Origin of the sequence: Phycisphaera sp. (genome assembly GCA_025916675.1) — a bacterium.
In the GTDB taxonomy this organism is placed as follows: Bacteria; Planctomycetota; Phycisphaerae; order Phycisphaerales; family UBA1924; genus JAHCJI01.
The window spans coordinates 654,143-676,781 of record CP098402.1; the positions used below are offsets into that span (position 1 = coordinate 654,143).

Annotated in this window: 16 protein-coding genes; 13 read left to right on the top strand and 3 right to left on the bottom strand. The window is 65.1% G+C overall.

The genetic code is table 11. The annotated features are described in order from the left end of the window. Positions 1 to 60: 60 nt before the first annotated feature. From NCW75_02915 to NCW75_02925, 3 genes are all read left to right on the top strand, one after another. Positions 61 to 3,081, top strand: a complete 3,021-nt coding sequence (locus NCW75_02915; protein ID UYV13243.1) for a DNA translocase FtsK — start codon at positions 61 to 63, stop codon at positions 3,079 to 3,081. Positions 3,082 to 3,093: 12 nt separating this feature from the next. Next, positions 3,094 to 4,419, top strand: a complete 1,326-nt coding sequence (locus NCW75_02920; protein UYV13244.1) for an MFS transporter — start codon at positions 3,094 to 3,096, stop codon at positions 4,417 to 4,419. Positions 4,420 to 5,278: 859 nt separating this feature from the next. Continuing rightward, positions 5,279 to 9,391, top strand: a complete 4,113-nt coding sequence (locus tag NCW75_02925) for a hypothetical protein (protein UYV13245.1) — start codon at positions 5,279 to 5,281, stop codon at positions 9,389 to 9,391. Here NCW75_02925 and NCW75_02930 read toward each other — a convergent pair. Beyond that, complete coding sequence (locus tag NCW75_02930) at positions 9,349 to 9,657, bottom strand: hypothetical protein (GenBank protein ID UYV13246.1); 309 nt, start codon at positions 9,655 to 9,657, stop codon at positions 9,349 to 9,351. The genes NCW75_02925 and NCW75_02930 overlap by 43 nt on opposite strands. Before the next feature lie 427 nt (positions 9,658 to 10,084). Between NCW75_02930 and NCW75_02935 the strand changes: the two genes are divergently transcribed. The 9 genes from NCW75_02935 (at position 10,085) to rplS (ending at position 19,978) form a co-directional block, all read left to right on the top strand. Then, a complete protein-coding gene (locus NCW75_02935) occupies positions 10,085 to 10,837 on the top strand; it encodes a hypothetical protein (GenBank protein UYV13247.1) in 753 nt (250 codons plus the stop codon). Positions 10,838 to 11,030: 193 nt separating this feature from the next. After that, positions 11,031 to 12,014 (top strand): malate dehydrogenase, encoded by a 984-nt coding sequence (mdh, locus tag NCW75_02940; GenBank protein UYV13248.1) that lies wholly within the window; start codon positions 11,031 to 11,033, stop codon positions 12,012 to 12,014. 73 nt (positions 12,015 to 12,087) lie between these two features. Then, complete coding sequence (locus NCW75_02945) at positions 12,088 to 13,170, top strand: CpcT/CpeT family chromophore lyase (protein UYV13249.1); 1,083 nt, start codon at positions 12,088 to 12,090, stop codon at positions 13,168 to 13,170. A gap of 25 nt (positions 13,171 to 13,195) precedes the next feature. Next, positions 13,196 to 14,137 carry a DnaJ domain-containing protein gene (locus NCW75_02950; protein UYV13250.1) on the top strand — a complete coding sequence of 314 codons (942 nt, stop codon included), beginning with the start codon at positions 13,196 to 13,198 and terminating at the stop codon, positions 14,135 to 14,137. Positions 14,138 to 14,299: 162 nt separating this feature from the next. Then, complete coding sequence (locus NCW75_02955; GenBank protein ID UYV13251.1) at positions 14,300 to 15,913, top strand: undecaprenyl-phosphate glucose phosphotransferase; 1,614 nt, start codon at positions 14,300 to 14,302, stop codon at positions 15,911 to 15,913. Positions 15,914 to 16,050: 137 nt separating this feature from the next. Further along, a complete protein-coding gene (locus tag NCW75_02960) occupies positions 16,051 to 17,778 on the top strand; it encodes a choice-of-anchor I family protein (GenBank protein UYV13252.1) in 1,728 nt (575 codons plus the stop codon). Between the two features lie 139 nt (positions 17,779 to 17,917). Further along, positions 17,918 to 18,586 carry a 30S ribosomal protein S16 gene (gene rpsP / locus NCW75_02965; GenBank protein ID UYV13253.1) on the top strand — a complete coding sequence of 223 codons (669 nt, stop codon included), beginning with the start codon at positions 17,918 to 17,920 and terminating at the stop codon, positions 18,584 to 18,586. Between the two features lie 114 nt (positions 18,587 to 18,700). After that, a complete protein-coding gene (locus NCW75_02970; GenBank protein UYV13254.1) occupies positions 18,701 to 19,507 on the top strand; it encodes a tRNA (guanine(37)-N(1))-methyltransferase in 807 nt (268 codons plus the stop codon). 60 nt (positions 19,508 to 19,567) lie between these two features. Next, entirely contained in the window at positions 19,568 to 19,978 is a 411-nt protein-coding gene (gene rplS / locus NCW75_02975) for a 50S ribosomal protein L19 (GenBank protein ID UYV13255.1), read from the top strand. A gap of 54 nt (positions 19,979 to 20,032) precedes the next feature. Here the strand turns inward: rplS and NCW75_02980 are convergent, their stop codons facing one another. After that, positions 20,033 to 20,776, bottom strand: a complete 744-nt coding sequence (locus tag NCW75_02980; GenBank protein ID UYV13256.1) for a hypothetical protein — start codon at positions 20,774 to 20,776, stop codon at positions 20,033 to 20,035. A gap of 45 nt (positions 20,777 to 20,821) precedes the next feature. On the opposite strand from NCW75_02980, the gene NCW75_02985 reads away from it, so the two are divergent. Next, positions 20,822 to 21,892: a zinc-binding dehydrogenase gene (locus NCW75_02985; protein UYV13257.1), complete on the top strand. Its 1,071-nt coding sequence runs from the start codon at positions 20,822 to 20,824 to the stop codon at positions 21,890 to 21,892. Here the strand turns inward: NCW75_02985 and NCW75_02990 are convergent, their stop codons facing one another. Then, entirely contained in the window at positions 21,893 to 22,630 is a 738-nt protein-coding gene (locus tag NCW75_02990) for a HEAT repeat domain-containing protein (GenBank protein UYV13258.1), read from the bottom strand. Positions 22,631 to 22,639 lie beyond the last annotated feature (9 nt).

The window sequence follows — 22,639 nt, forward strand, 5'->3', positions numbered from 1 at the left end:
TGCGTTTGCCATCGGCATTCCTGCCGCGCGTCGGCCCGGTAAGCCGATACCGTTGGTCCTATGGCATCTCGGGTCACGGATGACGAAGGGGCGTCGCTGGCGCCCGTGCTGCGATGGATCGCCTGGCTGGTGGTCAGCGCGGTCTGGCTGTTCATTGCCGCCAGCCTGATAGGGTTCGATCGGGCCGACGCGCCGGGCTTCGCCGCCTGGCCAGCCAACGAGCCAGCGGCCAACTGGATGGGCGGCATCGGGGCGCTGGTCGCCCACTGGTCGTACTACACGGTCGGGCTGGGGGCGTGGGTGTTCCTGGCCGGGCTGGCGCTGCTCATCGGGCTGCACTTTGGTGGGGCGAGGGTCGATCACCCGCTGATCCGCATCGTGGGCGTGGTCGTCATCGCCGTGGCCGGGGCCGGAGTGCAGGCGCTTCTGTTGCCCTCGACGGCCCGGCTGCCCGACCTCCCGGGCGGCGTCGTGGGGCTCGTTGGGTCGGGCGAGCTTCGTGAGCACTTCAACGTCTGGGGCACGCTGCTGTGGATGCTCGTGGCGGCCACCATCGGCGTGATCGTGGCGTACGACCGCTGGATCGTGCCCGCCGGGGGCAGCCTGCTTCGGCAGGCGGGTTGGGTCGGGCGGACGGCCGGCGGCGGGGCGCACTCGATGCGAGGGGTTCCCGGCGCGATCGGCGCGTGGCTGGCCGAACTGGGCGAGAAGCTACGGCCCATCAAGCGCGTGCCCGCGCGGGCCAACGACATCGACGACGACGCGCGGCTGAAGCCTCAGCGTGACAAGCGGAAGAAGGCCGAGGCCCGGGCCAAACGCATCGAGAAAGACATCGTGACCGACGAGGGCGAGGAAGACGAAGAGGACTACGACGAAGAGGAGTACGAGGAGGACGAAGACGAGGAGGAGTACGAAGAAGAAGACGACGAGGAAGAGGAAGAAGACGACGACGAGCCCGGCGCTCCCCAGGTGTTCAGCGAGGACCGCCTGCGCGAGAAGATCAGCAAGATGCCGGTGCTGTTCTCCAGCCAGAACCGGGCCGTTGCGAAGGAGGAGGACCTGCGCGACCTCCAGGGCGTCGCCGTGGAGGGCTACCGCTTCCCGAGCGTCGAGTTGCTGGAGGATCCCGAGGAGGACTTCAACGACAAGCTCGACGAGATGGTGCGCGAAGGGGCCGAGGCGCTCGAGCGCGCGCTCCACCAGTACCGCATCAAGGGCGAGGTCGTGGGCATCGAGAGCGGGCCAGCGATCACGCTGTACGACGTGCGCCTGGCGCCGGGCACGAAGGTGAGCCAGGTGAACGCGGTGAGCAGCGACATCGCCCGCGCGCTCAAGGCGGTCAACGTGCGCATCGTGGCGAACCAGGTCGGCCGCGACACGGTGGGCATCGAGGTGCCCAACGCGACCAAGGAGAAGGTGCGGCTGAAGGAGCTCATGGGCCGGCCCGAGAAGTTCCAGGGCATGAAGCTGCCGATGTTCCTGGGCAAGGACGCGTCGGGCGAGCCGCTCATCGCCGACCTGACCAAGATGCCGCACGTGCTGATCGCCGGCACCACGGGTAGTGGTAAGAGCGTGTGCATGAACACGATCATCATGTCGTTCCTGTACACCAAGAAGCCCAACGAGCTTCGGCTGGTGCTGGTCGATCCCAAGATGGTCGAGATGAGCCAGTTCAAGGACATCCCGCACCTGATGTGCCCGGTGGTGACCGAGATGCACAAGGCGGCGGCGATCCTCGAGTGGGCCGTCACGAAGATGGACGAGCGGTACGAGTTGCTGGCCGAGGCCGGGTGTCGTGACATATCGAGTTATAACGATCTGGATTGGGAAGAGATCAAGGAACGCCTGGGCCACGAGACCGACGAGGCGGCCGCGCGCGTGCCGCGCAAGCTGCCGTACATGGTGTTCATCATCGACGAGCTGGCCGACCTGATGATGACCAACAAGGAGGTCGAGGGCGCGATCGTGCGCATCGCGCAGAAGGCGCGCGCAGTCGGCATCCACCTGATCCTCGCCACGCAGCGGCCGCAGGCAAATGTCGTCACCGGGCTCATCAAGGGCAACATGCCGTGCCGGATCACGTTCAAGGTGTCGAGCGGGCTGGATAGCCGGATCATCCTCGACCAGAAGGGCGGCGAGCTGCTGCTGGGTCAGGGCGACATGCTGTTCCTCTCGCCCAGCAACCACAAGCTGATGCGCAGCCAGGGCACGCTGGTGGACGACATCGAGATCCGCCGCGTGGTGAAGTTCGTGCGTGAGGTCTCGGGCCCGACGTTCGAGCGGCAGATCATGCAGCTCGGCCAGCCCGAGGGCGCGCTGAGCGACGATGACAGGCTGCTGCAGAGCGCGAACAACAATTCGGCGAGTTTGCGGCGGGCGCTCAAGGATCCGTTGTTCGATCGCGCGGTCGACATCGTGCTCGAGAGCAAGCGTGGCAGTGTGAGCCTGCTCCAGCGTCGCTTGGCGATTGGCTACACGCGGTCGTCTCGGCTCATCGACCTCATGGGCATCGCCGGGGTCATCAGCGACCACAAGGGCAGCGTGGCGCGCGACGTGAAGATCACCGCGGAAGAATGGGCGGCGATGAAGGAGCTGGCCGCGAAGGACGCGGCGGCCGATCCCGAAGATTCGGATCTGGATGGCTACGAGGACGAGCCGTTCGACGATGAAGCGAGCGTTGAGGTCGAGGTCGTGGGGCAGCTTGACGACGAGGATGAAGAGGGAGAGGTTGAACGCGAAGGTCGCGATGGGCTCGATGAAGAGGCCCAGGAAGAGGATGACGAGGAAGTTGAAGAGGATGAAGAGCTAGACGAGGAAGAGGTCGAAGAGGACGACGACGAAGAACTCGACGAGGATGAGGAAGACGAAGAGGGCGAGGAAGAAGACGAGGAGTACGAGGACGAGGAGGAGTACGAAGAGGAAGACGAGGACGGCGAGGAAGAGGATGAAGAAGACGACGAAGAGCTTGACGAGGATGAGGAAGAGCTAGAGGAAGACGAAACGGAAGAAGAGGACGAAGAGGACGAGGAACCACCCTTCGAGCCCGACCCGCCCAAGGCCAAACGCAGCCGAAGACGCTAAGCTCGGGGCCCTATGGCCCCACCGTCGCAGACTATCTCCCCGCCAGACTCGCCCGCGAGCGACGATGGCCGCTTCTACGGCCCGGTCATCGCCGCCGCCTGCACGGTCGCCCTCGTCGCCAGCGCCCCGGGCCAGACGGTCGTCGTCAGCCAGTTCAACAAGTCGTTCACCGACACGCTGGCCCTGAGCGCAACCCAGCTCAGCAGCGCGTACCTCATCGGCACGGCCGCCGCCGCCATTCCGCTCACGTTCGTGGGCGCTCTGGCCGACAAGCTCGGCCCACGCCGCGTCATGTTCGTGGTCGCGCTGCTGTTCGGCGGCGCGTGCATCGCCGCGGGGCAGGCGCGCTCGCTGCCGGTGCTCACGCTGTGCTTCTTCGGCCTGCGCTTCCTGGGCCAGGGCTCGCTGTCCATGCTCAGCGGGCACATATTGGCGCTGTGGTACGAGCGCAGGCTCGGCACCATCAACGGCTTCAAGATGGTCTTCGCCCAGGCCGGCTTCGCGGCCTCGCCCCTGGTGGCCATCGGCCTCATCCAGTGGCTCGGCTGGCGCTGGGCCTACGCGGCGCTGGGCGTCATCGTGTGGTTGCTCGTGCTGCCGCTCGCCGCATTCGTCTTAAAGGATCGCCCGGACGAGAAGGGCCAGCAGATCGACGGCGACGGCCAGGGGCCGCTTCTTTCATCGCAAGAACAATCGGACACGCAAGGCTCATCGGCACCGGGCGAAGGCGGATCACCAAAACACCCGGATCCGGCGTTCACTCTCGGGCAAACAGTCTCAACCCGCGCGTTCTGGATCCTCGCGGGCGCGATGGTCCTGAGCGGCTTCACGGGCACCGCGCTGCTGTTCCACTCGCAGCCGATCCTGGAAGCGCGCGACCTCGACCCAGCGTACTCGGCGGCGATGAGCACGAGCTGGGCCCTCGCCGTCGCCGCGCTCGTGCTGCCCGTTGGCTTTCTTGCCGACCGCTTGCCCCCACGCGGCCTGCTCGCCATCGCCGCGCTGCTCATGGCCGCCAGCCCCGCGCTCGTGGTCGTGGCCGACACGGTGGTCCTGCTGTGCGTCGCGATGGCGCTCTACGGCATCGCGATGGCCATCGGCTCGGCGGTGGGGGTGCCGACGGTCGCCCGCTACTTCGGCCGCCGCCACCACGGCAGCATCCGCGGCTTTCTTACTTTCTTAGGCGTCGCGGGCACGGGCCTGGGCCCGGTGGTGCTGGGCGTGAGCCTGGACTACGCGGGCTCGTTCACGATCGGGCTGCTGGCGTGCGCGGGGCTCGCCGTCTTGCTCGCGGTCGCGAGTTTCGCATTAAAGAGGCCACTCGCGCCGAGCGCCTGATCCGGCTCCCCTCCGCTCCATTGCCAATTGCCAACCCCCAATTGCCACGAGCGTGCAATGGCATCTGCTGGCAATGGGCAATGGGTAATGGGCCCGGAAACGAGGGCCCGCTCCCCTCCGACCCTAGTGCCTAATGCCCCATGCCCAGTGCCTCTCCCTCCCCAAACACCCGCCAAACCGACACGAACGAAAACCATATCGTTATCGTCAGAAACGATTTTCCTTTCGACGGGAACGGTTTTCCCAGCGTTCGGAACGGTTTCCGTGCCTGCCAGGGCCGCTCGGCCGGGTGGGAACGCCGCCCTCCCAAGTGCCCGAGCCGTTCCCCCGGCTCGGGGATCGGTTCGCGTGGCTGCCCGGAGGGCTCCGGTGGCTGGGGGAGCCGTTTTCCTCGCTGGTTGGGCCGCTTCCACGGCCTCCCGAGGCGTCCTTCTGATCTCGACGAGCCCCCGCGGTGACGCGGGGGGCCCACTCCGTGGGGGGCTGGGCGGCGAGGGGCCGAGGCGGCGGGGTTCTGCCCCTCCCCCGCTCCCAGCGGGGGAGGTGGCCGAGGTCTTCCGAGGTCGGAGGGGGGCGTGCCTCCCCCTCCCCGCTTCGGGGAGAGGGCCGGGGTGAGGGGTCCTGATCCCGCTTCGCGGCCTCCGACGAGCCCCCGCGGTGACGCGGGGGGCCCACTCCGTGGGGGGCTGGGCCCGCGAGGGCACGCCAGGGGCGGTGGTCCCCTCAGTTCCCTCCCCAGCCCCCGGCAGGGCCACTCCGTGGAGGGGTCAAGACGGTGGCCGAGCAAGCGCAGCGCGGCGAGGACGGAGGGGGATAAAGTAACAGCCATACTTCCCGTACAGTCGCCTATCGTCGCCCCATGGCACGATGGCCCATCCAGCGACTCTGGCGTCAGCACTCGGATGGGTTTCGCACGATTCCGACCGAGGACCTGGCAGACTTCCAGGTTTGCATTCTTCTCGGCTCCGCTGGTTCGGGTAAGACCTTCGAAATCACGCTTCTGGAAGAGACCGAGAAGGCAATGGAACGGGATGTTCGGTCCCGTCGATTCGCTGACATCGGTGACCATTCTGAGGGATTAGAGCGCCGCCTTACAGGATTGTCCGACAACGCGAACCAGGACTCGGTCATCAGCCTCGACGCGTTTGATGAGTTGATGGTTGACCTTCCCATGGCCAACCGCACACTGACGAACTGGATTCGCGAGCATCTGGAGGCCAAGAAGCCGCGGCTCCGGCTTTCCTGCCGCTCCGCCGTGTGGGCATATGGCATCACGGATGCCCTCAAGGCCGCGTATGGCGAAGACCAGGTGTTTGCAGGCGACATCCAATCACTATCCCAAGAGGACGTTGTGGCCATCGCTCGAAGCGTGGGTTTGGACGGTGAGGCGTTCGTAGAAGCCACTCACAAGGCCGGCGTGGGCTTGTTGGCAGAGCAGCCGCTCACGCTCACGATGCTGATGGGCGTATTCGAGGACCAGGGGGCACTCCACGGGCCGAGAAGCAAGCTTTTTGCCGATGCCGTCAAGTACCTTGCCCGCGACGATGAAGAGCGAAGAGAAGAAGGGACAGGTTCGCAGCTTTCTGTGCATGAGGTTCTCGCCGCGGCGGAGGTGCTCGCCGTTTGTCTACTCACGTGTGGCCGCGACCATGTTGACCAGAGCGATACTCCATCATCCGTTTCGCTGACCCAGGACGAGTTGGCGAACGTGCAAGTCGGTGATCAATCATTCGACCATGCGTTCCTGCGTCGTCTTAGATCGCATGGGCTCTTCGATGCGGACGGGCCGCTCCGCTTCCGCTTCTGGCACCGGCAACTCGCGGAGTTTCTCGCGGGAAGGCGTCTGGCCACCTTGCCATTGCACCAAGGCCGAGCCATGCTCGCGTCCGGGCTCGGCTGGGAGCACGGGGTTGTGGGGCCCCTTCGCGAAACCGCCGCCTCCGCCGCGATGTTCAGCGAGGAGATCCGGGACTGGGTCGCCGAGACGGATCCCGAGATCATCGGACTCTCGGATGTCGCCGATGACGAACTGCGTCGCAGAGCATTTCTTGGCCTTGTTGGCCAGTTCGAGCGACATGAGCGGACCGATGCGGACATCATGTGGCGCGGCATTGCGCTGCAAGGGTTGCAATATGCCGGCGCCGCCCCGGACATCGAGCCACTGTTGAATCGCAGAACAGAAGAGGACGAGGATGTTCTCGAATTGGCCCTGGAGGCTGCCAAACAATGGGGCCTTACCGAACTCGACGCCACCCTCGCGGCCTTGGCCCTAGATAGCACAGCACCGTACGCTGCACGTGTGCGAGCCGCGAGGATTGTTGGACTGATTGGCAGCATCACCGCCAAGGCCGCCCTTCTTCCCCTGACAGTTGACCGAGAGGATGATCTCCGGCAGGACATTAAGGGTGAGGCGCTGCGTTGCAATTGGCCTGACCGTCTCAGCGTAAGCGGGTTGCTCGACAGGCTAACCCTGCGAAGCCAGGATAACTACTCCGGCTCGTACAACGGTTTCCTGTACGAGCTGGAACACGAGGACTTCAGTGCCGAAGGCAATCGGCTTGCGGGACTTAGTTGGTGCTTGAAGGCGGCACCGCTCATCCGCGATCACGACACTTTTCTAGCTCTGACTCGCAATATTTGCATGGCGGCTCTTCACGAGTTGGACGATCCGGCAATCGCGAGTGCGCTGGCGCAGGTAGTGCTCGCTGCGGGTTTGGCTCATAAACCGTCCCCCATTGCCTGGTCTCAGCCACTCTGGCCTACCGACGTGCCTCCGCCAGAAGTGACTTTTCAACTGGATTCTACGATCCGACGGCAATTGCTTGAGGCGATTGCTATACAAGCGAAGGGGCAGGACCTCGTATGGTCGATCGTCATGCACACCCCGCACCTATCGAATCTTGAAGACTTTACCTGGCTGCTTGGCAGGGCATTGGACGAATCTTATGACGAGCCTACTCGTCGTCAGTTTGCGCTGTTTGCTCGCTTCCTGCCCGGATGGGCGAATAGTGCGGATTGTGTTAACGAGTGGCTCCGTTGCCGCGATGACGCAATCATCGCTTCTGCTTTTCCATACCCTATGTTTATAGAGCTGGAGAGCGAGGACGCACGGCGGCAACGCGAGGAATACGAACTGTCTCTGCCCAGAAAGGTGCCCAAGCTTTCACCACCACCACAAGCGCGAGTGGCCCACGTATTGGCGAAGTGCGAAGCGGAGGGTCCGCAGTGGTTTGGAACGCTGCGCATCCAACTAATGCTCACCGAAGAGGTCGCTCCTCCCGAATACAATCTCGACCTCACCGCTACACCGGGGTGGACGGGTGCCAACGAATCAACCAAGGCCCGCATCGTGAATGCTGCAAAAGCGTGCGTTGGTGATTCGCAAGGCGATCACACGAAGGTCGTATTGGAGTCGCCGAGACCCGTCATTGAAGACACGATCTCAGCACTGCTGCTTGTGTACTCACAGGAACCAGCGTGGGTGGAAGGCCTTTCGTCCAATTGGTGGAAAGTACGCGCGCGCTACTTTCTGGTCGAGCTGCGAGAGGATTCCGGCGACTTTGCGAACTTTGTGATTCAGCGCTTGGCAAGCGTTGCCGGCCAGGCAGTACGTGAGGTGGTCCTTGAAGTGGCCACAGATCCTCGCGAGGGTGCTAGGCACTGGCTGGAAAAGATGCTGCGTTTGCTGAACGGCCAAAATATCGGCGTGCTTGAAAGCGAACTGGCAAAGGCGATTGAGGCTGGCGAGATACCAGAGAATCAGTTGCGGGAAGCTGCGCAGTTTATCCTCTCTCGGGCTCCCGACATGGCGATCGGGTCTTGCCAAACCGCATTGAAGGCAGCGAATACCGATCGCGATGACGGTAAGGTGGAATCGCTCGCGGTTGCGATGCTCCTCGAACAGCCGAACGCAACATGGTCAGTTGTGGAAGGTGTACTGGAGGAAAGGCCGGACCTGCGAGTTGGGATTCTCGGTAGGTATGCCATGGGCGGCAGGCTCCACCGTCGTATGCAGTCGAGCAATACAGCCGAGGCAGCCATGTCCCCCGCAGTGGCGGCGGGACTGTTCAGACGGCTCATTGACGAGTTTTCATTCGAAACTGACCCGCCAGAGACTTCGGGCACGCGATCAATTGGCCCGGAAGAGGCGGCGCGGGACCTGCGCTGGCAGATGCTGAACTGGTTGTCGTCACAGCAGAGCCTTGAAGCGGTGAAAGAAATCAGGAGCATCGCAGCAGACTATGGCGACAGGTACCCCTGGCTGCGTCGGACTCGTTCCGAAGCCGAGCAGGGGTATCGCTTGGCGGTATGGACGCCCTTGCAGGTGTCAGAGGTAGCCGGCATACTCAGTGCCCGTGACAAACGACTCGTCCGGAGCGGCAGTGACGCGGTGGAGGGAATTGTCACTGCAATAGATGCCTATGGAAAGACGCTTCAAGAAGGCACCCGTATGGCGGTTGACGACCTGTGGGATCGTCCGCGCCAGCAAGAGCAATCTCCGAAGGATGAAGAGCGGGTGTCGGAAAAGGTTCAGGAATCGATAGAGAACTACTTCAAGTCGTATGCCGTCGTCGCGAATCGCGAGGTGAAGGTGCGGCGGAGGATACTGCCTAAAGAATTGAAGGGCCTTCCCGGCTCTGAGTTGGACGTACTCGTGACTATCGCTGCTCAAAACACCGTAGAACTCGCGGAGATAAACATACCAGTAGAGGTGAAGTGGTCGCACAATGCCGAAGCGAAGACGAATCTGAAGGCGCAGCTCCTTGAAAGGTATATGAAACTGACTGGGTGGCCGTGCGGCGTGTATGTTGTGGCGTGGTCTGGGAAGCACCCCGGTGGGACCCGGCGGTCGAAGTGGGACACCATAGAGGAGGCTCGTACCGACCTGGCCGAACAGGCGGCCGAACTCCGCAAGGCTAATCCATGGATTCAGCGGTTGGAGGTTGTCGTGATCGATGCATCGCTCAGGTGACGGATGCTCTTGTTGGGCATGTGATGGGCCACCAAATCCGGCCGCTCGACCGTCGTGCCCAGCGCGTCGCGCAGGTGATCCCGTAGCTCGGCCTTGCGGTCCCCGCGCTCCCAGACGCCCAGGACTTTGCACGCCCGGCGCAGCTCGGAGGCGCTGAAGATCCGGGCCTTCATGATGAAGCCCGCCAGCTCGGGGTCGGTGTGCCGGGCCGAGTTGCCATCGCCAGCGGGACGGGATGCCCGCCACGGCTTGCCGAAGACGGGCAAGCCGTGGCACCCGGACGGGGAGGGAGAGCGGCCCATCTGGGTCCGGCCCATTGCCCATTGCCCGATGCCTATTGCCTTCTTCAAGAGGTCCGCGAGCTCACGCTCGCGGCTCGGACAGAACCCCCCACGGAGTCGCCGCGTGCTCACGCAGCGCGGCTCGGACAGAGACCCCGCTTTCTCTCTCCATCTCTTCGTAACTTTATCTCATCCAAAAAACCTTGTTCGCAGGCCCGTTTCCCAATCCGGCCCGACCCTTGCGCACAGAAATATGAGAACAACATTGGTTGCGAACTGAAGCCGCTATGGCGGACCGACGATACACCCCTCAACCCCGGCGGGAATCGCTCGCACGAGACGGGCGTGCCGACCGGGCAAGGCACAGGGGACGGGCTCGATCGGTCGCGTCGCCAGAAGAAGGGGCATACCAATGCCACGACTCCCTGATAAGGATCAGGAACTGCTCACCTGGGCCGCCCAGCACATCCCCGTGTGGGCCGGGCAGGGCACGCCGCCGGACATCGGGATCACGGCCGATCAAGTGGCGGATGCGAGTGCGAAGCTGAGTGCCGCCCAAACCGCCCTGAGCGACGCGGACACGATCCGCCAGCAATCGACCACGAAGACCGCCGACAAGGACCTCAAGGTCGGCGACCTGCGCAGCACCCTGGGCGGCCTGGTCACCCAGATCGAGGGTTATGCCAAAGCCACGGGCGACCAGGGCGTGTACATCCGCGCCGAGGTGCCCGAGCCCAAGCCCAAGACGCCCCGCACCGAGGCGCCCATCCCCCAGAACCTGGGCCTGCGCAACACGACCAACGGCAACCTCGTGCTGACGTTCGAGGCCAACAAGGGCGCCGGCTCGGTCTTCGTCATCCAGCGCCGCACCAAGCCCGTGGGCGGCACCGTCGGCGAATTCCAGTACATGGACACGACCGCCGAGAAGACCTGGACCGACCCGAGCGTGCCCACCGGCCTCGAGTGGGTGAGCTACCAGGTGGCCACCAAGCTGACCAACGGCGTGCTCAGCGACTGGAGCACGGCCCGCACGTTCAACTTTGGCAGTGTGGGCGAGAGCCCCGTTGTGAGTGGGGGTGAGAGTGGGGGCGAGAGCCTGACCATCGAGGACGCCCAGGCCCTGAAGGACGCCCAGACCGCCAAGGGCGCCGACAAGGCTGGCTGAGGCCGCAGGGCGGCAGAGGCCGCGGAGCGGCAGATATCCAGAAATCCAGATGGCCGGATGGCAGATGAAGAGGGGGCGTTCCCTCCGGATCTGCCATCTGGCCATCTGCCATCTGGCCATCTCGGCCCCGCGCGCTCCTATCCTCTCCGCCTTCCATTGATTCCCCCGCACCGCACTCAGACGGAGACCGAACATGACCAGCCCCACACCCAAGATGAACACCAGCCGCCCCAAGATCAGCATCATCGGGGCCGGCAACGTCGGTGCGACCTGTGCCCATTGGGCGGCGGCCAAGGAGCTGGGCGACATCGTCGTGCTCGATATTCCTGATAAGGTGGGCGTGGCCCAGGGCAAGATGCTCGACCTGGCCTGCTGCGGGCCCATCGAGCGCTTCGATAGCAACATCATCGGCACCAGCGACTACGCCGACATCGCGGGCAGCGACGTGGTGGTCGTCACCGCCGGCCTGCCGCGCAAGCCCGGCATGAGCCGCGACGACCTGATCGAGACCAACGTCAAGATCGTCAAGAGTGTCAGCGAGAACATCAAGAAGCACGCGCCCGACTCGATCGTCATCGTCGTGAGCAACCCGCTCGACGCGATGGTCTACACCGCGTGGAAGGCCACCGGCTTCCCGGCCCACCGCATCATGGGCCAGGCCGGCGCCCTCGACGTGGCCCGCTTCCGTACGTTCATCGCGTGGGAGATCGGCTGCTCGGTCGAGGACGTGCAGGCGTTGCTCTTAGGCGGCCACGGCGACGACATGGTGCCGCTGCCCCGCCTGACCAGCGTGCACGGCATCCCCGTCACGAGTTTGCTGGATGAGGCCACCATCACCTCGTGCGTCGAGCGGGCCAAGGCCGGCGGCGGCGAGGTCGTGAAGCTCATGGGCACCAGCGCGTACTACGCGCCCGCCAGCGGCACGATCCAGATGGTCGAGGCGATCATCAAGGACAAGAAGCGCATCATCCCCAGCGCGGTCTTCTGCGATGGTGAGTTCGGCGGCTCGGCCAAGGGCTATTTCGTGGGCGTGCCGGCCATGCTGGGCAAGGGCGGCGTCGAGAAGGTCGTCGACTTCCAGTTCGAGGGCGGCGAGAAGGCCCTGTTCGAGGAGAGCGTCAGCCACGTGCAGGACCTGGTGGGCATCGTGACCAAGATGTTTCCCGAATTGGCCTGACCCAGGGTTGCGGCTTCTCTTGGTGGGCGGCCCATAGAATGGTCATCCAGCCCTGCCCGAGGAGTTCGTACTGATGGATCGACGTTTGTTTGTGACCGTAATCGCCCTGCTGGCGGCCGTGCTGGCCCCGGCGGGTGTTTCACGCGCCCAGGAAGTCAACACGCCGCCGATTGAGCCCAGCATCTTCGCCGACCCGTCGGCCGGCCAGATGGGCGACCCGGACATCGCCCGCCTCACCTCGATGCTCGAAGGGAGCTGGCGGACGGTTGACCCTGCCGGCGGCGAGGACGCAACCAAACTGTGGGCGCACATGGTTCCGTTCGAGACCGAGTTGCTCGGGCGGGCGATGTACGTCGAGGTGCACCGCGACGGCACGCCCTGGGAGCCCGTGAAGCAGGCGATCTACCGGGTGTACCGATTCGGCGACACGCTGCGGCTGCGGACCTACGAGTTCCGCGAGGCAGATCGGCCCGGCGTGCTGGCAAACCTCTGGCTGGCACCCAAGGACATGCCGGTGGACACGATCCGTCCCGACGAGCTGATCGCGACGATGGACCTCGAGTTCGAGCGCGCGACGAATGGGTACGCGGGTGAAACACCGCACGCCTACCCCACGCGCGAGCATGGCTCGGTCGAGATGACAAGCAGCCTGCGCGTCCGGCCCGACCGATTGGTGTCCGAGGACACGTTCTACGGGCTCGACGGCGCGGCGCTCGAATCAGCTGGCGGCGAACTGACGTGGGAACGCACGCAGTTTCCGGCGACGGTCCAGACGGACGAAGACGGCCTAGTCATCATCACGCTGGAAGAGGGCGTGACCGATGGCCCGCCCACCGACGAGGGCGACATCGTCTTCCTCAACTTCGAGGTCTGGCGCACCGACGGCACGCTCTTCGACTCAACATGGGAGGACGGCCTAACGATGCGGACCATGTACCCGCTGCGCGTCGTCGGCGGCTTCAAGAACGGCATCGAACCGCTGGTCGAGGGCCTGCGTCGCAAGCTCATCATCCCGCCCAAGCTCGGCTTCGGCAACGTCGAGATGCAGAACCTGCCGCCCAACTCGACGCTGGTCTTCCACATCCACGTCGTCAAGGTCGAGCAGTCCGACCCCATCAGCCAGGAAGAACGCACCAAGCGGCAGGAGCAGCCCTGATCGCGCGGTCCGCGCGGTGAGCCTTATGGCAGAGCGTGACTACTACGAGGTGCTCGGTGTCAAGCGGTCGGCCTCGCAAGAGGAGATCCGCGCCGCCTACCGCAAGCTCGCGCGAGAGTTCCACCCGGACGTGAACAAGTCGCCCGATGCGCAAGAGAAGTTCGCCGAGGTGCAATCGGCCTACGACGTGCTGGGTGAGCCCGACAAGCGGGCGCAATACGACCGATTCGGCCGGGCCGGCGCGGCGCAGGCCGCCGGTGCCGGTGGGGGCGGGCACTACTCCTGGTCAAGCGTCGGTGGCCGGGGCGGCGGCGGGGCCGACTTCGATCTTGATGACATGGGCTCGGTCTTCGAGTCGCTCTTCGGTGGCGGCGGGGCAGGTTCTCGAAGCGGCCGCACGCAGCGGGGCCGGGCCAGAGAACGTGCCAGACCAACGGCCCAGGCCGAACTCGATATCTCGTTCGTGACGATGGCGCGCGGTGGCACCGAGCGTGTGCCGGTGCGGCGGTCGGGCAAGGCAACGACCATCGAGGTCTCGATCCCCAAGGCGATCGCCGACGGCACGAAGCTGCGGGTCGCTGGGGGTGGCGGCGAGCCCGATCTCATCCTGACCATCCGCGTGGGCAAGCACCCGCTCTACCGCCGCGAGGGCGTGCTCGACCTGGAGCTCGACCTGCCGCTGACATACGCCGAAGCAGCGCTGGGCAAGGAAGTGGGCGTGCCCACGCTGGAGGGTGAAGTCTTCATCACGGTGCCGGCGGGAACACGCAGCGGCAAGCGCCTGCGCTTGCGTGGCCGGGGGCTGACCGACCCCAAGGGCACCAGCGGCGACCTGTTCGCCGTCGTCCAAATCGTGCCGCCGCCTGGGGATGCCTTGAGCGACGACGATCGTGCAGCCCTGGAGCGGATGAGCGGCATCGGTCCCAGCCCGAGAACGTCGCCGCCATGGCCAGCAAGCAACGGTTAGACGACCGCCGGCGTGCGCAATCTTGCGGTGCTCGTGGCCGCTGGAGCGTCCCGGGGGATCGGAACCGATAAACTGTACGAACCGTTGCCGAGTGAGCGACGCAACGGGCCCTGACGTGCTCCGAACGCACGACACCGGGGCTATCGAAGGGGAACGCCGACCGTGCTGAAGCAACAGCACCAATACCTGCTGGTCATGCTGGCACTGGCCGACGGCCTGGTGGTGCTGTCCGCCGCGTTCCTGGCGTGGATCCTGCGCAAGATCCTGGTGGTCCCCATCTCCGATGGCAGCCCGGATGGTGCCCGAACCTTTGGTGAGGTCATGGTGCGGCCGCTGGACGACTACGGGCTCGTGGGGGGCTACACGTTCTGGCCGCCGGCCTCGGAGTGGGAGAGCTACTTCAAGCAGCCGCTACTGCTGGCGGCGTTGCTCTGCTGCATGGTGTCGTTCTATGCCTTCAAGCTGTACCGCCCCCGTCGAGATCGCTCGCTGGCGGGCGAGCTCGCGCAGGTTGTCAAGGCCAGCACGGTCGCGGTCATGGCGATGGTCGTCGTGCTCTGGGGTGTGGGTTCGAGCCAGCTCGCCGGCGGCAACATCCCCAGCCGGCCGTTCCAGATCTTCGGCTTCAGCCTCGACGCCAACCGCACCCAGATGGTCCTCTTCGGCATCCTGCTGCTGGGCATGATGTCGGCCCACCGGACTGCCTTCAGGATGTTCTTGCGTTGGTTGCGCCGCCGGGGGTACAACCTCCGCCACGTCGCCATCATCGGCGTGGGGCGTACCGGGCGCATTGCCGCCCAGACGCTCGATCGCAATAGCTGGACGGGCCTTCGCGTGTCGCACTTTATCAGCCACAAGCACGAGAACCGGCTGGCCGAGTGCATGGGCCGCCCCGTGTTCGGCGGGTTGCGCGACCTCGAGCAGACCATGACGCGGTGCAAGGTCGACGCGGTGTACCTCGCGTTGCCCAGCCGGGAGGCACCGTCGACCGGCCGCATCCTGCGGCGGCTCGAGCGGTTCTCCGTCGATGTCCGCATCGTTCCAGACATCAACCCCCGGCACGTGCAGCAGTCGATGATGGTCCACGAACTCGACGGCATGCCCGTGCTCAGCTATCGCGAGTCGCCAGCCAACGGCGTGGGCGGGGCGTGCAAGCGGGCGGTCGACCTGGCTGGCGCGGCCGCCGCGTTCGTGCTGCTCAGCCCGGTAATCGTGCTGTGCGCCCTGGCCGTGGCGCTGAGCGGGCCGGGGCCGGTGATCTTCCGCCAGCGGCGCGTCGGGCTCGGGGGCGAGATCTTCTGGATGTACAAGTTCCGCACCATGCGGCACGCCGCCGAGGAGGCCGCGGAACTGGAGCTCACCGCCGAGCGCGTCGACGATGACGATGCCGTGGTTGGCGACGGTGAGGCCGGCTGGACACGCCGCGACGACCCGCGCATCACGCCCACCGGCCGCTTCCTGCGCCGTACGAGCCTGGACGAGCTGCCGCAATTGCTCAACGTCTTGCGTGGCGAGATGAGCCTCGTCGGCCCGCGCCCCGAGCGTCCCGAGCTCATCGAGCGCTTCCGGGAAGACTGGCGCGGCTACATGCTCCGCCAGCACGTCAAGGCCGGCATGACCGGCTGGGCCCAGGTCAACGGCCTGCGCGGTGATACGAGCCTGCGCCGCCGTCTGCGGTACGACCTGTACTACGTCCGCCACTGGTCGCTGCTGTTCGATCTGCGGATCCTGGCGATGACGCCGGTGCGCGGGTTCGTGCATCGCAATGCGCATTAGGCATTGTTCGTACGGCGCTAAGACTCTATATGCAAAGCGCAGCATGTACCCGTGTGCTGTGGCGGGCTGCTAGCTTCAGAACGAGAAGCCCACGTGCTGTTCGTGGTACTCGCGCGTTGTTCGAAGAGGAGAGTCTCATGCTGACCCGCTTGCTTGCTGTTGCCGGCCTTGCCGTCGCCACCGTTGCCGCGCCCACCGTAGCACAGAGTGTCGAATTGGAGTTCGTCGGTCGCTACGAGAGCGGGGCGTTCGACGAGGGTGCCGCCGAGATCGTCGCGTTCGACACTCGCAGCGGGCTGGCGTTCGTTTCCAACGCTCTGGCCAACACGGTCGATGCTCTGGACATCTCTGACCCGAACAGCCCTACGCTGGCCTTCACCATCGATCTGGCTCCGTATGGCGCGGGTGTGAATTCTGTGGCGGTGTCGAATGGGCTGGTGGCCGTCGCCGTCGAGGCCGACCCTAAGCAGGACCCTGGCCACGTCGCGTTCTTCGACACGGACGGTACCTTTAAGGCCGCCGTAGAGGTCGGGGCGCTTCCCGACATGGTGACCTTTACGCCCAACGGCCGCTACGCCCTTGTGGCCAACGAGGGTGAGCCCAATGACGACTACACCGTCGATCCTGAGGGCAGCGTCAGCGTCATCCGCATCCGCCCGGGCCGCGAGATCCGCCAATCCGACGTGCGCACGGCCGGCTTTGGCCGCATCCGCGACCGTCATCTGGACGACAGCGTCCGCATCTTCGGCCCCGGCGCGTCGATCGCTCAGGATCTGGAGCCCGAGTACATCGCGGTCGACCCAAATGGACGGACCGCGTACGTCGTATGCCAGGAAAACAACGCGATCGTCACAATCGACGTGCGCTCCGCCCGTGTCACCGATATCTGGGGCCTCGGCACGAAGAACCATGCGATGGCAGCCAACGCTATGGACGCGAGCAATCGCGACGACGCGATCAACATCGCCACGTGGCCCGTGCATGGATACTACTTGCCTGACACGATCGCCACGTATACCGCCGGCCGCCGTACCTTCATCGTGACCGCCAACGAGGGTGACGCCCGCGACTACGACGGTTTTAGCGAGGAGGCCCGGGTGGGCGACCTCGACCTCGACCCCGACGTTTTCCCCGACGCGACCACGCTGCAACTGGACGAGAACCTGGGCCGCCTGAAGATCACGACCACCGCCGGTGACACCGACGGCGACGGCGATTTTGATCGCCTCTTCAGCTATGGCGGTCGCGGGTTCAGCATCTTCGATACCACCGGCAGGCAGGTGTTCGACTCGGCCGACGACCTCGAACGTATCACCGCGATGCTCATCCCCGACAACTTCAACAGCACCAACGACGAGAATGACTCATTCGACAACCGGAGCGACGACAAGGGCCCCGAGCCCGAAGCGCTCGCGTTAGGCACGATCAGTGGCAACACCTACGCCTTCGTCGGGGCAGAGCGCGTGGGCGGCATCTTCGTCTACGACATCACCGACCCGCGCTCGCCGGTGTTCGAGAGCTATACCAACAGCCGTGACTTCTCGGGCGATCCCGAGCTTGGCACGGCCGGCGACTTGGCCCCCGAAGGCATCGTGTTCGTCTCGGCGGCGGACAGCCCCACGGGCGAGGCTCTGTTACTTGTGGCCCATGAGGTCTCGGGCACGATGGCCGTCTATCGCGTTACCGGTGGCGGCTGCTCGGTCTTCGGCGACGTAACGGGCGACTGCGTGGTCGATGCTCATGATCTCATTGCAGTGATCCACGCTCTTGGCCGCTGCGACGGATGTCCGGAGGACCTGAATGGCGATGGGCGGGTCGATATCATCGACGTGCTGCTGGTGTTCCGGGCAATCCGTGATAGGTAGTGCTTCCGATCAGCGGTGATCAGGGCTGCCGGCCTCGGTTCACTGCGGGGCCTACCATCTCGACCCGCCTGTGGGACCGGCTCTCTGGCCGCGTTCCCCGACCAGCAGGCCATACACAACCTGATCAAAGGAGCATCCAGTGGTCCGGATCCGCATGCAGCGCCTGGGGCGCACCCACCGTCCGTTCTATCGCATCGCCGCCGCCGAGAAGCGGGTCAAGCGTGATGGCAAGGTCCTCGAGAACCTGGGGTGGTACAACCCCATCGAGAAGGACCCCGAGAAGCAGCTCATGCTGCACGAAGAGCGGATCCAGTACTGGCTCAGCGTCGGTGCCCAGCCCAGCGACACCATGATGGACATCCTGGGCAACCGGGAGCTGCTGACCCCCAAGCTCAAGGACGCCTGGCTGGCCAAGCGCGAGGCCGACCGCAACCGCGTGGGCTGCAAGGTGGGCCTGGCCACCGCCGAGAAGGCCCAGACCGAGATCGGCGAGCTGTCGAGCTCCGACGACGCCGAGGGCGTTGATCTGGCGGGCTACGCCTCGAGCATCAGCGAGGCCGTGAACGAGGCCCGGGCCGCGGTGTCCGCCGCCGACCCCAAGGCCGCCGACGCCGCCAAGGCCAAGGCCGAGGGTGCCCTGAGCGAGGCCAAGGGCGCGGTCGACAAGGCCACCAACGAGAAGAAGGCCGCCGCGGAGGCGGAAGCGGCCGCCGAGGCCAAGAAGAAGGCCGAGGAAGAGGCCGCGGCCGCTGCTGAGGCTCCGGCCGAAGAGGTCGCTGCAGAGGAAGAGAAGCCCGCCGAGGGTTGATCGGCTCACCTTGAGTTCCGATCTGACGAGCCCACGTCGTGAGACGTGGGTTTTTTGCGGGTCCATTGCAGAGGTGACCCACGTCTCACGACGTGGGCTCGTTCCGGAGCGAGCGTGCGCATCGACGTCCTCACAACCTTCCCCGAGATGTTCGGCCACGAGCCGCCGGCGGCGATGGCCGTGAGCATCCCCGGCCGGGCCCGCGCGGCGGGGCTGGTCGACTGGCACGCCACCGACATCCGCGGCTACACGCTAAACAAGCACGGCAAGACCGACGATCGGCCCTTCGGCGGCGGCCCGGGCATGGTGATGACCTGCCAGCCGGTGTGGGACGCCGTGATGGACGTGGAGGCAATGAATCAGCGGCCCGCCCACCGTGTGCTGCTAACGCCCCAGGGCCGGCCACTGACCCAGGCCACCGTCGAGCGGCTGGCCACTCTACCGCGGCTGCTGTTAATCGCCGGGCATTACGAGGGCCTCGACGAGCGGGTGATCGAGAAGCTGGAACCCGAGGAAATCAGCCTGGGCGATTACGTGCTTAGCGGCGGAGAGCTGGCCGCCATGGTGCTCATGGATGCGGTGATCCGCAAGCTGCCCGGCGTGCTTGGGCACGACGAATCGGCCGGCCAGGACAGCTTCGGGGCCGAGCCCCACGCCGACCCCAACGGCGACCCGGTCGACGCGAGGCTGGCCGCCGAGATGGGCATCCCCGAGGGTGCCCGCCTGCTGGATTGCCCGCACTACACCCGCCCCCGGGAGTGGATGGGCGTGGCCGTGCCCGACGTGCTGCTGGGCGGCGACCACTCGGCTGTGGCCCGCTGGCGGCTGGAGCAGCGGCTGGCCAGGACGCGGGAGAGGCGGCCGGATTTACTCGATCCAGACGGCCCTGAAGCCCTTGCAGGCGGTGGCCCGAGGGCCTAATATCTCGACCCGCCCCGTCTGGGACGGGGTTTGCCCATTGCCAGATTTGGAGTGCCCGCGATGTCGCTTTCCAACCCCAAGAGCCAACAGGCCATCCTGGAGTCGATCTCCCAGGACCACATGAAGACCGACCTACCGCGCTTCGACATCGGCGACACCATCCAGGTCCACGTCCGCATCGTCGAGGGCGAGCGTGAGCGCACCCAGGTCTACACCGGCGTGCTCATCGCCCAGCGCGGCCGCGGCATCAACGAGACGATCACCGTCCGCCGCGTGGTCGACGACATCGGCATCGAGCGGACTTGGCCCTTGAACAGCCCGCTGATCGCCAAGTTCGAGGTCGTCCGCCGGGCCGACGCCCGCCGTGCCAAGCTCTACTACCTGCGCGACCGCGTGGGCAAAAAGCGCCGCCTGCGCGACCGCCGCCGTGGCATGAAGCACGTGCAGGGGTTGAAGACGGTGCAGAAGTAAGGCACGCGGATTTGTGAGTGATGGGCCGCCCGAGAGGGCGGCTTTTTCGTGGACCTAGCAGTGCACGTATCGGATCGGATTCTGTGCGCCCGGCGATGAGAGATGCGCGACGGAGCGATCCACATAGAGCTTGCGAACATCCTCGTCGGCGATCCGACCAACAAACTCATATCGCGATGGGTCGATTGCTCGCTCACGTCTAGGGTCGTCGTTGCGCAGCGTTTCACCTTCGGGCAGCCAGTGCGCGATCGTGTAGACTTCTCGCACCACGCCTTGGTACACGGACATGGCGTACTTCGCGTCGTGGCGGTCTGGACTCACTTTCCATGCGCTTCGGGTGGCGTCGTAGAGCTGTGTCGGTGTCATGCCGTAACGGAACATGCGATTGATGTTGATCAGCACGCAAGGATGATCCGGACGGATCTTCGCCGGCTTGGCGTCCAGTTGCGCGGCAATCTCCTCGACGCTCGCTCGTGAGCCCACACGCGAACCGTGGCCGCGCGCCAGGTTGGTCAGGCTCTTGATACCCAGCAAGTCGATGGCGGTGGCTTCGACGAGCAGTGCCTGGGTTTCGCTCAGTCCGTACTTGAGGATCTCAATCTCGGGCCTCTGGCTGAGTTTGTGCAGGTCCTTAATGCGAGCCACCTTGTCGGATTCCCGAACGTCCTTCATATGGTGGAAGCAACGATTCCCTGTGCCCTTGCCCACGTAGAACACAACGCCATCGCGCGGATCGATGTACAGGTACACGTAGTACTTGAGCTTTCGCCGTGCCTTTTCGGAGAATTGTCGGATCATGCGGTGGACCTCCACGAGATTAGAGATGACAGGCTATGCTCGGGTATGAACGCCCTCGTCTGTACTAAACAAGCCAAAACCGTCGCCCCCAATATCGACTACCAGACCGACTGGCCCGACCTCGAACCCACGCCGCCCGGCCACGCGAAGCTGCGGACGCTGTGCAGCGCGCTCAATCACATGGATCTATGGGTGGGCATGGGCATCCCGGGCGTCGACCTCACCTGGCCTCGCGTCAGCGGGTGCGACGCGTGCGCGGTCGTCGAGGAAGTGGGGGAGGGCGTCGATCCTTCGTGGGTCGGCCGGCGGGTGATCGTCAACGCCGCCGTCGAGGTGCCGCCGCGTGAGCGGCCGACCGACCCGCCCGGCAGCACGCTCGCGCCCGACTACGAGCTCATCGGCGAGCACCACCACGGCACGCACCGCCAGTTCTTCCACGCACCGGCCACGCACCTGGCGGATCTTGGCGCCGATGATTCGAGTGAGATTGATCCCTTCGAGGCCGCCGCATTTGGCCTGACCGCGCTCACCGCGTGGAGCATGATGGTCACCAAGGGCGGGCTGCGAGCCGGGCAATCGGTGCTGGTCACGGGCATCGGCGGAGGCGTGGCGACCAGCGCGATGCAGATCGCAAAGCACTTTGGCTGCCCCGTCGTGGTCACCAGCCGCCACCAGTGGAAGATCGACAAGGCCATCGATATGGGGGCCGACCACGGGGTGCTCGACCAATCTTCCAGTGGGGGCGAAGACTGGTCGCGCGACGTGCGCACCTGGACCGGCAAACGCGGCGTCGACATGGCCGTCGACAGCATCGGCAAGGCCACCCACCTGAGTTGCATCAAGAGCCTCGCCCGCGGCGGCGCCTACGTCACCCCCGGCTGCACCACCGGCCCCGACGCCACCACCGACCTGGCCCGCATCTTCTGGAACCAGCTCCGCATCCTGGGCTCGACCATGGGCGCGCCCGCCGAGTTCCGCGAGGTGGCGAGCCTGTTCAAGGCCGGCGCGCTGAAGCCAGTATTGGATCAGGTCTTCAAGGCGAGCGACGGCCGTGCGGCGTACGAGCGGCTGGAGGCGCAGGAGCAGTTGGGGAAGATTGTGATTGATTGGCGGTAATCATTGGAGCGGCGGCCAATTGCCGTCTCCAGTCTCGCCGTGCCGCGCCTTCAAGACTTGCACGACGTCCGGGCCTTCGAGGCGGTTCATGAAGAGATAGCCCATCGGTCGGTCGCGGAATTGCAGCCAGGGCGGTGTGGGCGTGATCTGACTCGAAGATCGTTCACGATGTTCGTGGGCGACGATTCTGGATTCCATTGATTCACGTAGCCAGTCGAGCTTTTCAATGGATGCCGCCTCCCGCAGGTACGGGAGCAAGTCATTCCGGTGGCAAGCACTGATCATGTGAACCGCCATGCTCCGAACGAATCGGTGTCGGTCGGCGAGCCCCTGCACCAGCAACTCTTCGGACAGCCAAGCGGGATGGCCAGTTCGAAGCGATTCGATGGCGGTCGCGCGAAGAATCCACTCGGGCCGCGTTAGCATCCAGCGCAGCGTCTCAGCAGCGAGCGAGTCGTGATGTACCAGCACGCCGAACAGTGAGCGGCCAACCCATCGCGTGTCGCGTTCCTTGTCAGGCCTGCCACAGCACCAGATGATCGGCGCCATCATCGCTGGGGTTGCGGGCTCCCGATCGACGATGATCGCCCGGCTGTTCGCGAGCGACGCGATGGCCGCCGGGCCGTACACCACCATCGCCTGGCGCCAGTCTGGCTTGATCCGCACCTCAGTCGCAACCGCCGGCAAATCGTCGAGCCTGGTTTCGAAGTCAGTGAACGCAGAGGCGAGTTCGTCCATCGCATCAGC